This window comes from Kitasatospora sp. NPDC096204, assembly GCF_044763205.1.
Lineage (GTDB): Bacteria > Actinomycetota > Actinomycetes > Streptomycetales > Streptomycetaceae > Kitasatospora.
The window spans coordinates 1-13921 of sequence record NZ_JBIWFT010000051.1 but is presented as its reverse complement, the minus strand read 5'-3'; the positions used below and the strand labels follow the sequence as shown (position 1 = coordinate 13921).

Annotated in this window: 11 protein-coding genes; 10 read left to right on the top strand and 1 reads right to left on the bottom strand. The window is 71.7% G+C overall.

Going from position 1 to position 13921, the window contains the following annotated elements:
- Positions 1 to 49: 49 nt before the first annotated feature.
- A complete protein-coding gene (locus tag ACIQ87_RS36005) occupies positions 50 to 1252 on the top strand; it encodes a spermidine/putrescine ABC transporter substrate-binding protein (RefSeq protein WP_402415459.1) in 1203 nt (400 codons plus the stop codon).
- 6 nt (positions 1253 to 1258) lie between these two features.
- Here ACIQ87_RS36005 and ACIQ87_RS36000 read toward each other — a convergent pair whose 3' ends face one another.
- Positions 1259 to 2911 carry a PucR family transcriptional regulator gene (locus tag ACIQ87_RS36000; protein WP_402415457.1) on the bottom strand — a complete coding sequence of 551 codons (1653 nt, stop codon included), beginning with the start codon at positions 2909 to 2911 and terminating at the stop codon, positions 1259 to 1261.
- Between the two features lie 252 nt (positions 2912 to 3163).
- Between ACIQ87_RS36000 and ACIQ87_RS35995 the strand changes: the two genes are divergently transcribed.
- The 9 genes from ACIQ87_RS35995 (at position 3164) to ACIQ87_RS35955 (ending at position 13583) form a co-directional block, all read left to right on the top strand.
- Positions 3164 to 4675, top strand: a complete 1512-nt coding sequence (locus tag ACIQ87_RS35995; RefSeq protein ID WP_402415456.1) for a gamma-aminobutyraldehyde dehydrogenase — start codon at positions 3164 to 3166, stop codon at positions 4673 to 4675.
- A gap of 54 nt (positions 4676 to 4729) precedes the next feature.
- Entirely contained in the window at positions 4730 to 5980 is a 1251-nt protein-coding gene (locus tag ACIQ87_RS35990; protein WP_402415453.1) for a spermidine/putrescine ABC transporter substrate-binding protein, read from the top strand.
- A 41-nt stretch (positions 5981 to 6021) separates the two neighbouring features.
- The gene (locus tag ACIQ87_RS35985; RefSeq protein ID WP_402415451.1) at positions 6022 to 7164 is read left to right on the top strand and encodes an ABC transporter ATP-binding protein; all 1143 of its coding nucleotides are present in this window, start codon (positions 6022 to 6024) and stop codon (positions 7162 to 7164) included.
- Positions 7161 to 8105 (top strand): ABC transporter permease, encoded by a 945-nt coding sequence (locus ACIQ87_RS35980; protein WP_402415448.1) that lies wholly within the window; start codon positions 7161 to 7163, stop codon positions 8103 to 8105. The genes ACIQ87_RS35985 and ACIQ87_RS35980 overlap by 4 nt, the downstream gene beginning before the upstream one ends.
- Complete coding sequence (locus ACIQ87_RS35975; protein ID WP_224280157.1) at positions 8105 to 8908, top strand: ABC transporter permease; 804 nt, start codon at positions 8105 to 8107, stop codon at positions 8906 to 8908. Before ACIQ87_RS35980 ends, ACIQ87_RS35975 begins: the two co-directional genes overlap by 1 nt.
- A 63-nt stretch (positions 8909 to 8971) precedes the next feature.
- The gene (locus ACIQ87_RS35970) at positions 8972 to 10366 is read left to right on the top strand and encodes an NAD(P)/FAD-dependent oxidoreductase (protein WP_402415445.1); all 1395 of its coding nucleotides are present in this window, start codon (positions 8972 to 8974) and stop codon (positions 10364 to 10366) included.
- A gap of 133 nt (positions 10367 to 10499) precedes the next feature.
- Positions 10500 to 10931 carry a hypothetical protein gene (locus tag ACIQ87_RS35965; protein ID WP_402415442.1) on the top strand — a complete coding sequence of 144 codons (432 nt, stop codon included), beginning with the start codon at positions 10500 to 10502 and terminating at the stop codon, positions 10929 to 10931.
- Positions 10932 to 11065: 134 nt separating this feature from the next.
- Positions 11066 to 11839 carry a nucleotidyl transferase AbiEii/AbiGii toxin family protein gene (locus ACIQ87_RS35960; RefSeq protein WP_402415440.1) on the top strand — a complete coding sequence of 258 codons (774 nt, stop codon included), beginning with the start codon at positions 11066 to 11068 and terminating at the stop codon, positions 11837 to 11839.
- 220 nt (positions 11840 to 12059) lie between these two features.
- Positions 12060 to 13583, top strand: a complete 1524-nt coding sequence (locus tag ACIQ87_RS35955) for a CoA-acylating methylmalonate-semialdehyde dehydrogenase (RefSeq protein ID WP_402415437.1) — start codon at positions 12060 to 12062, stop codon at positions 13581 to 13583.
- Positions 13584 to 13921: the final 338 nt, after the last annotated feature.

The window sequence follows — 13921 nt, the reverse complement described above, 5'->3', positions numbered from 1 at the left end:
CCCGAGCACGCGCGTGCCCGGGGCCGTCCCACGCTCCGGAAGGCCGCTCATGCCCAGCCGCACCACCCCGACCCGCCGTCCCGTCAACTCCCGCGCCGTCCGACGGCGTTCCGTGCTCGGCGGTGCCGCGCTGCTCGGCGCCGGCACGCTGACCGGCTGCGGCATCCCGTCCGCGTACGTGGCCGAGGACCGCCGCTCGGCCCCCGACCGCTCGGAGAGCGACAAGCGGCTCGCCTTCTCCAACTGGACGCAGTACATCGACACCGACGACGCGGGCGGCCGCCCGACCCTGGACGCGTTCAGTGAGAAGTCCGGGATCGAGGTCACCTACACCGAGGACATCAACGACAACGACGAGTTCTTCGGCAAGATCAGCCCGGTGCTCACCCAGGGCGCCGCCCCCGGCCGGGACCTGATGGTGATCAGCGACTGGATGGCCGGGCGGTACGTCTCGCTGGGCTGGGTGCAGGCCATGGACCGGGACAACCTGCCCAACGTCACGGCCAACCTGGACCCCCAGCTCGCCGACCCGGCCTTCGACCCCGGGCGCAGGCGCAGCGTGCCGTGGCAGTCCGGGATCACCGGCATCGCCTACAACCGCAAGGCGCTCGGCCGCGAGATCAGGTCCACCGCCGACCTGTGGGCGCCCGACCTCAAGGGCCGGGTCACGCTGTTCGCCGGGCTGGACGAGGCGCTCGGACTGCTGATGCTCTCCCAGGGGGCGGACATCGCGAAGTTCGGCGACGACGACGCGCGCAGGGCGATGGACCTGGTGCAGAAGGCGGTCGACAGCGGCCACGTCCGGCGCTTCACCGGCAACGACTACACCAGCGACCTCGCCTCCGGCGCGGCGCTCGCCTGCCAGGCCTACTCGGGCGACGCCGTCCAGCTCACCGCCGAGAACCCGGACATCGAGTTCGTGGTGCCGGAGGAGGGCGGCGAGCTGTGGGCGGAGAGCCTGATGATCCCCAACCGGGCCGCCCACAAGCGCAACGCCGAGCTGCTGATCGACTACTACTACCAGCCCGAGGTGGCGGCCGAACTCGCCGCGTTCGTCCAGTACATCTGCCCGGTGCCGGCCGCCCGCGAGGTGCTGGCGGACAGCGGCGACAAGGAGAAGGCCGAACTCGCCGAGAACCCGCTGGTCTTCCCGACCGAGGAGATGCGCGCCCGGCTGCACACCATGCGCGACGTCGCCTCGGCCGAGCGGCCCGAGCTGCACAAGGTCTGGGGCCGCATCACCGGGGTGTGACCCGTCCTACCGGCGCACCGCGTCCAGGGCGAGCAGGGCCACGTGCAGGGAGAGGCAGGACTCCACCTGGTCGAGGTCCACACCGAGGATCCGCTCGACCTTGTGCAGCCGGTCGTAGAAGGACGGCCGGGACAGGTGCGCGGCGTCCGCCGCGGCCGACTTGTTCCGGCCCTGCTCCAGGTAGATCCGCAGCATCTGCACCAACTGGCCGTTGTGCTCGGCGTCGTGGGCCAGCAGCGGGCCCAACTCCCGTTCCACGTACGTCTGCAGCCGGGCGTCGTCGCGCAGCAGGTGGAGCAGGCCGCGCAGCCGGACGTCCGGCAGGCGGTAGTAGGAGGAACTGCGGCCGCCGGGTGCGTCGTGCAGGGCGGCGTCGGCGACCTGGGTGGCCTCCAGCAGGGTGCGCCGGGCGTCGCGCACCGAGCCGACCGAGGAGCCGACCGCGACCACCGGGCCGGCCGGGTCACCGCCCTCCCGTCCGGCCTCGGCCGACATCCGGCGCAGCGCGGCCGAGAGGGAGTCCAGCGCGGCGTGCTCGTCCTGCTGGGTGCCGAGGGCGATCAGCAGGCCGACGGCCTCGTCGTCGAGCGCGCCGACCAGCGCGGTCAGCCGGCAGGCCCGGACCGCGCCGGCGGCCAGCTCGGTGAAGTCGCGCAGCCGGGCCTGGGCCTCCAGCGCGGCCGGGATCGGCCCGCGCCGCTGTCGCAGCACCACGCCGACCAGTCGGCGGCCCTCCAGCGGGACGCCGAGGGCCTGGGCGCGCAGGGCCGCCTCGGAGACGGTCAGCGCGTGGGTGAGGATGCCGGACAACAGGGTGCGGTGGGTCTGCCGCTCCAGGCTCTCCCGGTCGCGCACCACCAGCCGGTTGAGCGCCAGTGCGGAGGCGCCGCGCTCCAGCAGCATGGTGTGCGGGTGGGGCTCGCTCCCGGGCAGCGGGCCGGGTTCCTGCACCAGTACGAGACGGCCCCAGTCCTGGCCGCGGGCGCCGACGGTGGTGACCAGCCAGCCGCTGCGCGGGTCATGGCCGGTGCGCCCGGCCGGGCGCACCCCGCGCGAGCGGCGCTCCCAGTCCTCCAGCACCTCGGCCTCGGGGCGTCCGGCGGCGTCGTGGGCGAGCACCTGGTGGGCCAGGTTCTCCAGGACGACCGGGGCGCCGGCCATCCGCGCCACCTGGCGGATCACCTCGGGCGGCTCGGCACCCTCCACCACCAGCTCGTTGAAGACCTGGTGGACCGACTCGGAGACCCTCAGCTGCTCCAGCTGGGCGTTGACCACCAGGGCGTGCACGGCCTCGGTGACGGCGACGAAGCGCAGTTCGCGGCGGAGCGTGACCAGCGGCAGTCCGCGCTGCTCGGCGGCGTTGACCAGGGCGCGGGGGAGCGAGTCGAAGTATCGCCGCCCGAACTCGACGACCAGGCCGGCCACCCCGACCTCGTCCAGCTCGCGGACGTAGCGGGCCAGGCCCTCGCGGTCCTCCGGCAGGGCGATGCCGGTGGTCAGCACCAGCTCGCCGCCGCGGAGCATCCCGGCGACGTCGGGCAGCTCGCTGACGTGGACCCAGCGGACCGGCCGTTCCAGGTGGTCGGCGCCGGCCACCACCTGGGGCAGGCCGCGCCGCATCACGTCCAGGTCGAGGATTCGGGCGACGGTGGGGAGCATCGCGGGCCTCCGGAGGCCGTGGGGGACGGAGCGGGCGCTCCGGGCGATCAGGGTGTCAGGTAAATCATCCATCCCCCAGACGACCTGTTGCCCTGCCCGCACCCTTGCACCCTGTAAGGCCCTTCGCGCCGAGACTGTCGAAGTGACCCTTGTCACGTCAACCTCCCAGCAGGCAAGGTCAGCGGGACCGCAGACCCCCGGCGCGGACGCGTGCCCCCGCAGCGGTCGAACCACGGCACTTGGAGGAACCAGATGGACCTGACCGACTTCGGCCCGGGCTCGCAGTACATCGCGGGCCGCCAGACCCGGGGGAGCGGCGAACGCTTCCAGGTCGTCAACCCCGCCGACGGCAGCGTCGTCGAGCAGGTCGCGCTGGCCACCGCCGAGGACGTGGACACCGCCGTCGCCGCCGCGAAGGCCGCCCTGCCCGGCTGGTCCTCGGCCACCCCCGGCGCGCGTTCCGAGGCGCTCACCAGGCTGGCCGCCGTCCTGGCGGGGGCGGCCGACGACCTGGCCCGGGTGGAGACGGCGCAGACCGGCAAGCCGGTCAAGCTGGCCACCGAGTTCGACGTGCCCGGCACGATCGACAACGCCGCCTTCTTCGCCGGTGCCGCCCGCAACCTGGAGGGCAAGGCCGCCGGCGAGTACTCCGGCGACCACACCTCGTACGTGCGGCGCGAGGCGGTCGGCGTGGTCGGCTCGATCTCGCCGTGGAACTACCCGCTGCAGATGGCCGCCTGGAAGATCCTGCCGGCGATCGCCGCGGGCAACACCATCGTGCTCAAGCCGGCCGAGCTGACCCCGCTGACCTCGGTGATGTTCGCCCGGGCCTGCACCGCCGCGGGCATCCCGGACGGTGTGGTCAACGTGGTCACCGGCGCCGGGCGCACCGCCGGCGAGCACCTGGTCGGGCACCCGGACGTCGCGATGGTCTCCTTCACCGGCTCCACCGGCGTCGGCCGGCGGGTCGCCGAGATCGCCACCGCGGGCGTCAAGCGCACCCACCTGGAACTCGGCGGCAAGGCCCCGTTCGTGGTCTTCGACGACGCCGACCTGGACGCCGCCGTGCACGGAGCGGTCGCCGCCTCGCTGATCAACGGCGGCCAGGACTGCACCGCCGCCACCCGCGCCTACGTCCAGCGCCCGCTGTACGACGCCTTCGTGGCCGGGGTCGCCGAGCTGTACGCGGCGATCCGGGTCGGCGACCCGCTGAACCCGCACACCGACCTCGGCCCGCTGGTGTCCTACGCCCACCGGGACCGGGTGGCCGGCTTCGTGGAGCGCGCCCGCTCGTACGCCACCGTGGTCACCGGCGGCCGGCCCGCGGACAAGGGCCATGACGGCACCGACCTCACCCGCGGCGCGTACCACCTGCCCACCCTGATCACCGGTGCGGCCCAGGACAGCGAGGTCGTGCAGGGCGAGATCTTCGGCCCGGTGCTGGTCGTGCTGCCCTTCGACGGCGACGACGAGGGCCTGCGGCTGGCCAACGACACCCCGTACGGCCTGGCCGCCTCCGCCTGGACGAGCAACGTGCACCGCTCGCTGCGCGCCACCCGGGAGATCGCGGCCGGCTGCGTCTGGGTCAACGACCACATCCCGATCATCAGCGAGATGCCGCACGGCGGCTACAAGGCGTCCGGCTACGGCAAGGACATGTCCCAGTACTCGCTGGACGAGTACACCCAGGTGAAGCACGTCATGTTCGACACCACCGCGGTGGCCCGCAAGGACTGGCACCGCACCGTCTTCGGAGACAGATAACCCCCGGCCCAAGCGGGTGCCCCCACACCCCATCTCCCCCAGGAGGCCCGTTCCATGGCGTTCAACGAGCTCACCGACGGTCTGCCCGAACCGGTCCGAAGGGCCTGGGAACGCAGCCTGACCAGCGGCCGGGCCGCGCTCGGCCGCCGCACCCTGCTGCGCGCCGCCGCGCTGACCGCCGGAGCGGGCACCCTGGCGGCCTGCGGCATCCCGGCGGCCCCGCGGGCGACCGGCGACTCGACCGCGAACGCCGCCAAGGACCTCTCCGAGACGCAGAAGGAGGTCGCCTTCTCCAACTGGCCGCTGTACATCGACACGGACGAGAAGGACAAGGAGAAGCACGGCACCCTGGACGCCTTCACCGAGGCCACCGGCATCAGGGTCAAGTACAACGAGGACGTCAACGACAACGTCGAGTTCTTCGGGAAGGTCAAGCCGCAGCTCGCCTCCGGCCAGGACACGGGCCGCGACCTGATGGTGCTCACCGACTGGATGGCCGCCCGGCTGATCCGGCTCGGCTGGGCGCAGAAGCTCGACCCGGCGAACGTCACCACCGCGATCACCAACATCGACGCGCGCTTCCGCGCCCCCGACTGGGACCCGGGCCGCCTCTACTCCTACCCGTGGGCCGGCATCCAGACCGTCGTCGCGTACAACCGGAAGGCGACCAAGGGGAAGCAGGTCACCAGCGTCTCCCAGCTGCTGGACGACCCCGACCTCAAGGGCCGGGTCACCTTCCTCTCCGAGATGCGCGACAGCATCGGGATGGTCCTGCTGGACCAGGGCAAGGACACCGCGAAGTTCACCGCCGACGACTACGACGGCGCGGTCGCCCGGCTGCAGAAGGCCGTCGACAGCAAGCAGATCCGCCGGTTCACCGGCAACGACTACGGCCAGGAGCTGTCCGCCGGCGACATCGCGGCCTGCATCGCCTGGGGCGGCGACCTGATCCAACTGCGGGCCGACAACCCGGACATCGAGTTCGTCATCCCGGAGAAGGGCTACATCGCCTCGACCGACAACATGCTGGTCCCGGCCAAGGCCCGGCACAAGACGAACGCGGAGAAGCTGATCGACTTCTACTATCAGCCGAAGATCGCGGCGCAGCTGGTCGCGGGCATCGGCTTCGTCTCCGCCGTCACCGGGATGAAGGACGAGCTCGCCGGCATCGCCCCGGAGACCGCGGCCAACCCGCTGGTCGTACCCACCCCCGAGATGGCGGTCAAGGCCCACGTGTTCCGCACGCTCTCCGAGAGCGAGGAGAGCGACTTCGAGCAGAAGTTCTCCAAGCTCATCGGCGCCTGACCCCCGACTCCCGGCAGAGAGACCCAGGAAGACACCACCCCATGACAGACCAGCAGCGCGACGCGGCCGCCGGCGGCGACGTCCGGCTCACCGGCATCGGCAAGACCTACGGCTCCTTCACCGCCGTCCACCCGCTCGACCTGACCGTCCCGCAGGGCTCCTTCTTCGCCCTGCTCGGCGCCTCCGGCTGCGGCAAGACCACCACCCTGCGCATGATCGCCGGCCTGGAGGAGCCCACCAGCGGCACCGTGCTGATCGGCGGCCAGGACGTCACCGCCCTGCCCCCGTACAAGCGTCCGGTGAACACCGTCTTCCAGAGCTACGCGCTCTTCCCGCACCTGGACATCTTCGAGAACGTCGCCTTCGGCCTGCGCCGGCGAGGCCGGAAGGACGTCAAGAAGCAGGTCGACGAGATGCTGGAGCTGGTCGAACTCGGCCAGTACGCCCGGCGCAAGCCGCACCAGCTCTCCGGCGGCCAGCAGCAGCGCGTCGCGGTCGCCCGCGCACTGATCAACCACCCCCAGGTGCTGCTCCTGGACGAGCCGCTCGGTGCGCTCGACCTCAAGCTCCGCCGCCAGATGCAGCTGGAACTCAAGCGGATCCAGACCGAGGTCGGCATCACCTTCGTGCACGTCACCCACGACCAGGAGGAGGCCATGACCATGGCCGACACCATCGCGGTGATGAACGGCGGCCGGGTCGAGCAGCTGGGCGCCCCCGCCGAGCTGTACGAGAACCCCGCCACCACCTTCGTGGCCAACTTCCTCGGCCAGTCCAACCTGCTGCCCGCCGAGGTCACCGGAAGCGAGGGCGGCGACCTGCTGCTCAGCGCGGCCGGCGCCCGCCTCACGGTGCCGAAGGCACGCTGCGCCACCGACGCCAAGCGCGTCCACCTGGGCGTGCGCCCGGAGAAGATCACCATCACCCACGCCTCCGAGCAGGTCGCCGACGGCCGCAACCGGCTGACCGGCACCGTGCTCGACTCCAGCTTCATCGGCGTCTCCACCCAGTACGTGGTGCGCACCGACGGCGGCCAGGAGGTCACCGTCTTCGAGCAGAACATGGAGCGCGACGCCCGGATCGTCCCCGGCGCCGCCGTCCGGCTGCACTGGAACCCCGCGCACTCCTTCGCCCTGGACGCCGCGCAGGCGATCGACGCGGGCACCGCGGAGGAGGCCGCATGACCGCCACCGCCCCGGCCGCGCCGTCCCAGGCGATACCCCCCGACGGCGGCCCCCGGACGGAACCGGGGGCGAAGCCCAGGCGCAAGCTCACCCCGTACTGGCTGCTGCTGCCCGGCATCGCCTGGCTGGTGATCTTCTTCGCCGTCCCGATGCTCTACCAGGGCTCGACCTCGCTGCAGACGGGCTCGCTCGAAGAGGGCTTCAAGGTCACCTGGCACTTCTCGACCTACTGGGACGCCCTGGTCGAGTACAAGTGGCACTTCCTGCGCTCGTTCTCCTACGCGGCCGTCGCCACCGTGCTCTGCCTGGCCGTCGGCTACCCGCTCGCGTACACGATCGCCTTCAAGGCGAGCAAGCGCTGGCGCAACGTCATCCTGATCCTGGTCATCGCGCCGTTCTTCACCAGCTTCCTGATCCGCACCCTGGCCTGGAAGACCATCCTGTCCGACGGCGGCCCGGTGGTCGGCGCGCTGAACGCGCTGCACGTCCTGGACGTCACCAACCTGCTCGGCCTCACCGACGGCGACCGGGTGCTGGCCACGCCGCTCGCGGTGGTCTGCGGCCTGACCTACAACTTCCTGCCGTTCATGATCCTTCCGCTGTACACCTCGCTGGAGCGGATCGACCCGCGCCTGCACGAGGCGGCCGGCGACCTCTACGCCCGGCCGTTCACCACCTTCCGCAAGGTCACCTTCCCGATCTCGCTGCCGGGCGTGGTCGCGGGCACCCTGCTGACCTTCATCCCGGCCTCCGGCGACTACATCAACGCCCAGCTGCTGGGCTCGCCGAGCGAGCAGATGGTCGGCAACGGCATCCAGAAGCAGTTCCTGAACGTGCTCGACTACCCCACGGCGGCCGCGCTGAGCTTCATCCTGATGGCCCTGATCCTGGGCATGGTGACGGTCTACATGCGCAAGGCCGGGACGGAGGATCTGGTCTGATGTCCCGGATGTTCAAGTGGATCCGCGCCCACCTGGTGGTGCTGGCCGGCCTGCTGGCCCTCGCCTACCTGGTGCTGCCCAACCTGGTCGTGCTGGCCTTCTCGTTCAACAAGCCGGTGGGCAAGTTCAACTACGAGTGGAACGAGTTCTCCACCGACGCCTGGACCAACCCCTGCGGCGTCGCCGACATGTGCCAGTCGCTCTCGCTCAGCCTGCAGATCGCGGTGCTCGCCACCATCGGCGCCACCGTGCTCGGCACCATGGTCGCCTTCGCGCTGGCCCGCTACCGCTTCCGCGGCCGCTCGGCCACCACCGCGATGATCTTCCTTCCGATGGCCATGCCCGAGGTGGTCATGGCCGCCTCGCTCGGGACGCTCTTCCTCAACATGCGCATCCCGTTCGGCTTCACCACCATCCTCATCGCGCACATCATGTTCTGCCTCAGCTTCGTGGTGACGGCGGTCAAGGCGCGCGTGATGAGCATGGACCCGAGGCTCGAACAGGCCGCCCAGGACCTCTACGCGACCCCCACCCAGACCTTCCTGAGGGTCACCCTGCCGCTGGCGGCGCCCGGCATCGCGGCGGGCGCGCTGCTCAGCTTCGCGCTCTCCTTCGACGACTTCATCATCACCCAGTTCAACTCGGGGCCGACCACGGTCACCTTCCCGATGTTCGTCTGGGGCGCCTCGCAGCGCGGCATCCCGGTGCAGGTGAACGTCATCGGCACCGCGATGTTCCTCGCCGCCGTCGTGCTGACCGTCGTCGGCCAGTGGCTGGGCAACCGTCGGAAGGCCACCGCCTGACGTACGGTCGACAACGGTGGCCCGTACAACCATCACCTATTCGTAGAAAGTGGCTGATAATGCATGGACTCCGCCCGCGCACTCAGTGACGCCAGGCCCACCCCCTTCTGGCTGGAGGATCCCGGCCGGCCGGCGGCGCTGCCCGCCCTGGTCGGCGACACCACCTGCGACCTGCTGGTCGTCGGCGGCGGCTACTCCGGCCTGTGGACCGCCCTCATCGCCAAGGAGCGCGACCCCTCGCTGGACGTCGTGCTGGTCGAGGGCAACGAGGTCGGGTGGGCCGCGTCCGGGCGCAACGGCGGGTTCTGTGCGGCCAGCCTCACCCACGGCTTCGGCAACGGCCTGGACCGCTGGCCGTCCGAACTGGCCCAGCTGGAACGCCTCGGTGCCGCCAACCTCGACGGCATCGAGGCCACCCTCAAGCGCTACGGCATCGACGCCGAGTGGGAGCGCACCGGCGAGATCGACGTCGCCACCCAGCCCCACCAGGTCGAGGAGCTCCACGAGGTCGCCGAGGCGGTCGCCCGGTACGGCCTCGACATCACCGTCCTGGACGCCGACCAGCTGCGCGCCGAGGTGAACTCGCCGACCTTCCTCGGCGGGCTCTGGGACAAGGAGGGCGTGGCGATGGTCCACCCCGCCAAGCTCGCCTGGGGCCTCAAGGACGCCTGCCTCGGCCAGGGCGTGCGGATCTTCGAGCACACCCGGGCCACCGACCTGCGGGAGCACGGCAGCGGCATGGCCGTCCGCACCCCGTACGGCCGGGTCTTCGCCCGCAAGGTCGCGCTCGGCACCAACGTCTTCCCGTCACTGCTCAAGCGGGTCCGCCCGTACGTCGTCCCGGTGTACGACTACGCGCTGATGACCGAGCCGCTCAGTGAGGAGCAGCTCGCCTCGATCGGCTGGCGCGGGCGGCAGGGCCTCGGCGACAGCGCCAACAAGTTCCACTACTTCCGGCTCTCCGCCGACAACCGGATCCTCTGGGGCGGCTACGACGCGGTCTACCACTTCGGCGGCCACGTCCGGCACGAGTACGACCAGCGGCCGGAGACCTTCCGCACCCTGGCGAACCACTTCTTCCGCTGCTTCCCGCAGCTGGAGGGCCTGCGCTTCACCAACGCCTGGGGCGGCGCGATCGACACCTGCAGCCGGTTCTCGGCGTTCTTCGACACCGGCTACCGGGGCAAGGTCGCGTACGCGGTCGGCTACACCGGGCTCGGCGTCGGCGCGACCCGCTTCGGCGCCGAGGTGATGCTCGACCTGCTCGCCGGCGAGCGCACCGAGCGCACCTCGCTGGACATGGTGCGCAGCAAGCCGCTGCCGTTCCCGCCCGAGCCGGTGCGCTGGGCCGGGATCGAGATCACCACCCGGTCGCTGGAGCGGGCGGACCGCAACGGCGGCCACCGCAACCTCTGGCTGCGCACCCTCGACCGGATGGGGCTGGGCTTCGACAGCTGAAGCGCCCGCACCCGTAGTCGGGTGCCCCCAGTCGTGTAATCGGGACCCGCCGTCCGCCTCTCCCTGGTGACGGCGGGTCTCGTTCCTCCCGCCGTCTCCGAACAGTACGAACGGCGAGAAGCGGGGACACGACATGGAGACCACCGGACTGCACTGGCTCGCCCAGGTGGCACCGGACCCGGAATCCTTCCGGGAACAGTGGGAGCGCACCGGGCTCGGCCTGGTGCTGTTGCCGGCCGGCCGGCGCTGGGACGTCCTCTCCGTCCCCGGGCGGCTCGGTCGCCCGGCCCTGGAGGTCCTGGACCCGCGCACCCGCGGCCCGGTCCTCACCGACTTCGGGGGCGAGCACCTCAGCTTCCTGGTGCCCGTCGGCACCGCGGCCCGCTGGATCGGCACCGGCGTGCGCGGCGCCGGGGAGGGCACCTGGATCGTCGTGCCGCACCCCGAGCGCAGCAGCCGGGGCGTGCGCTGGCTGGTCCCGCCCGACGGCTCCGGGCGGCTCAACGACCCGGTGCTGCTGGAGCTCGCCCTGCACGAGGCGGCGGCGAGCCTCAGCGGCTGGTGAGTCGCGGGGCGTCCGGGGGCACTCCCGGGCGCGCGCCGGGTGGTCGCGCGCGGGGCGACCGAGGGGTGCCCGGGCGTGCCCGGGTGCCCGACAGTGGCGGCGCGCGGAGCGGGCGGCCGCGTCAGACTGGAGGCGTGACCACCGTCCCGCACGCCGTCGACGCGCCTCTCCGCCCGGGAGCCGCCCAGCTGCGCCTGGCCGCGCCGGCCGCATCCGTCTGCGACCGGTACGGCCTCGTTCTGGCCGGTGGGCACGCGCTGCGCGCCCACGGCGTCGCGGCCTGCCCGCAGGACGGGCTGACCCTGGCGACCGGAGGCGCCGACCTGCCGGAGGCTGCCGCCGCGCTGGGCGAGGCGTACCGGGCGGTCGGCGGCGGGGCCGTCGAGCGGCCGGGCACGCCGCGGCTGGAGCAGCTCACCGTCCGGCTGGCGCTCGGCGGGCGGTCGCACTCGGTGGAACTGCGCAAGGAGCCGCTGGGCCATCGCCCGGTCCGGCTCGACTTCGGTGCGCCCGGTCCGGACGAGCCGCCACTGGTGCTGCCGGTCGTCGCCCTGGAGGACGCGGCCGCGCTGACCACCGTGCTGCTCGTGGACCGGGGCATGCCGCGCGACCTGATCGACGTGCACGCCCTCACCCGCTGCTACCGGGAAGGTGAACTGCTCGCGCTGGCGGTGGAGTTGGACCCGGACTTCCAGCCCACGGCGCTCGCCGAACGGCTGGAGACGCTCGCCGAGGCGGCGGACGGGCGGTTCCGCGCCCGGGGCGTCCCGGCCGGGGAGGTGGACGAGCTCAAGCGGTGGGCGCTGGCCTGGGCGCAGGACCTGCGGCTGGACCTGCTGGAGACCCGGGAGGCGGCGGACGGGCTGCACGACCCGTACCTGGAGGAGCCGGAGGACGGGGAGTCCTGAGGCCCCGGCGTGAGTCCACTCGTTCGGCCGAGCGACCGGACGACCTGTAAGGCTGAATCCACGATCCCCGTCAGCCTGTTCGTTGAGCCGAGCCGGAGCGGCCACCAGACTGGGAGACGAGCGCGGTAGCCCCGTGATTTCCGTCGCCCGGCCCACCCGCGGCGGCGCCAGACCGGACCGGTGGCAGGACGCCGCCCGGGACTTCGGAGGCAGACGGACCTTGAGCAAGCACATCATTCACTGGATCGGCGGCAAGCCGGTCGCCACCGCCGGTGCGGCCCCCCGTCGCGGTGAGATCTTCGACCCGGCCACCGGCCAGGTCGCCGGACAGGTCGACTTCGCCGAGATCGCCGAGGTCGACCAGGCGGTGGCCGCCGCCGCCGCGGCCTTCACCGAGTGGCGCACCGCCTCGATCGCGAAGCGGACGACGGTGCTCTTCGCCTTCCGCGAGCTGCTGAACGCCCGCCGCGACGAGCTGGCCTCGATCATCGTGGCGGAGCACGGCAAGGTGCACTCCGACGCGCTGGGCGAGATCGCCCGCGGCCTGGAGGTCGTGGAGTACGCCTGCGGCATCCCGCAGCTGATCAAGGGCGGGTTCACCGAGCAGGCCTCGACCGGCGTCGACGTCTACTCGATCCGCCAGCCGCTCGGCCCGGTCGCGATCATCTCGCCGTTCAACTTCCCGGCCATGGTGCCGATGTGGTTCTTCCCGATCGCCATCGCGGCCGGTAACACCGTCGTGGTGAAGCCCTCGGAGAAGGACCCGTCCGCCGCCAACTTCCTCGCCGAGCTGTGGAAGGAGGCCGGCCTGCCGGACGGCGTCTTCAACGTCGTGCACGGCGACAAGGTGGCCGTCGACCGCCTGCTGGAGCACCCGGACGTCAAGTCCGTCAGCTTCGTCGGCTCCACCCCGATCGCCCGCTACGTCTACGAGACCGGCACCCGCTACGGCAAGCGTGTGCAGGCCCTGGGCGGCGCCAAGAACCACATGCTGGTCCTGCCGGACGCGGACCTCGACCTCGCCGCCGACGCCGCCGTCAACGCCGGCTTCGGCGCGGCCGGCGAGCGCTGCATGGCGGTGTCCGTGCTGGTCGCGGTCGACCCGATCGGCGACGAGCTGGTCGACAAGATCAAGCAGCGGATCGCCACCCTGAAGGTCGGCCCGGGCTGCAACGGCGACTCCGAGATGGGCCCGCTGGTCACCGGCCAGCACCGGGACAAGGTCACCTCCTACGTGGAGTCCGGGGTCGCCGACGGCGCCGAGCTCGCGGTGGACGGCCGCAAGCACCCGGTCACCGCCGAGGACAAGAACGGCTCCCCGACGGCCGACGGCTTCTGGCTCGGCCCCACGCTGTTCGACCACGTGAAGCCCGGCATGTCCGTCTACAACGACGAGATCTTCGGCCCGGTCCTCTCGGTCGTGCGCGTCGCCTCGTACGAGGAGGGCCTGGCGCTGATCAACGCCAACCCGTACGGCAACGGCACCGCCCTCTTCACCAACGACGGCGGCGCGGCCCGGCGCTTCCAGTTCGAGGTGGAGGTCGGCATGGTCGGCATCAACGTGCCGATCCCGGTCCCGGTCGCCTACTACTCCTTCGGCGGCTGGAAGGCCTCCCTGTTCGGCGACGCCCACGCGTACGGCCAGGACGGCGTCCAGTTCTTCACCCGGGGCAAGGCCGTGACCCAGCGCTGGCTGGACCCGTCGCACGGCGGCATCAACCTGGGCTTCCCCACCAACAGCTGATCCGCACGGCTCCACCGGCCGGACCCCTCTCCCAGGGGTCCGGCCGGCCGTCTTTGCACGACGTTTGCATCCGGGCGCGGAAGCGCGTACAGTTCTTCGAGCTGCCTGGCAGGGAGCACCGGACACGCACCGCGCGGACGGTCCCGGGGCAGCCAATCCTCTGAAACACCACTTCCGGTTCGTGCCGGTCGTTTCGCTTTTTCGCGTGACGGCTTGGTGCTTATTCGGTGTGCTCGTTTTATCGGGTTGCGGTCGGATTCGCTTTTCGGAGCGGGGATCGGCTAGAGTTTGAAACGTCGGACAGGGCGTCAAGCCCCGGAAGACACCGGCGAGTTGGA

What these genes read in the sequence shown, in the direction of transcription:
- ACIQ87_RS35995 (WP_402415456.1), top strand. Translation starts at nt 3,164, where the DNA reads ATGGACCTGACCGACTTCGGCCCGGGCTCGCAGTACATCGCGGGCCGC.
- ACIQ87_RS35990 (WP_402415453.1), top strand. Translation starts at nt 4,730, where the DNA reads ATGGCGTTCAACGAGCTCACCGACGGTCTGCCCGAACCGGTCCGAAGG.
- ACIQ87_RS35985 (WP_402415451.1), top strand. Translation starts at nt 6,022, where the DNA reads ATGACAGACCAGCAGCGCGACGCGGCCGCCGGCGGCGACGTCCGGCTC.
- ACIQ87_RS35975 (WP_224280157.1), top strand. Translation starts at nt 8,105, where the DNA reads ATGTCCCGGATGTTCAAGTGGATCCGCGCCCACCTGGTGGTGCTGGCC.
- ACIQ87_RS36000 (WP_402415457.1), bottom strand. Translation starts at nt 2,911, where the DNA reads ATGCTCCCCACCGTCGCCCGAATCCTCGACCTGGACGTGATGCGGCGC.
- ACIQ87_RS35965 (WP_402415442.1), top strand. Translation starts at nt 10,500, where the DNA reads ATGGAGACCACCGGACTGCACTGGCTCGCCCAGGTGGCACCGGACCCG.
- ACIQ87_RS35970 (WP_402415445.1), top strand. Translation starts at nt 8,972, where the DNA reads ATGGACTCCGCCCGCGCACTCAGTGACGCCAGGCCCACCCCCTTCTGG.
- ACIQ87_RS35980 (WP_402415448.1), top strand. Translation starts at nt 7,161, where the DNA reads ATGACCGCCACCGCCCCGGCCGCGCCGTCCCAGGCGATACCCCCCGAC.
- ACIQ87_RS36005 (WP_402415459.1), top strand. Translation starts at nt 50, where the DNA reads ATGCCCAGCCGCACCACCCCGACCCGCCGTCCCGTCAACTCCCGCGCC.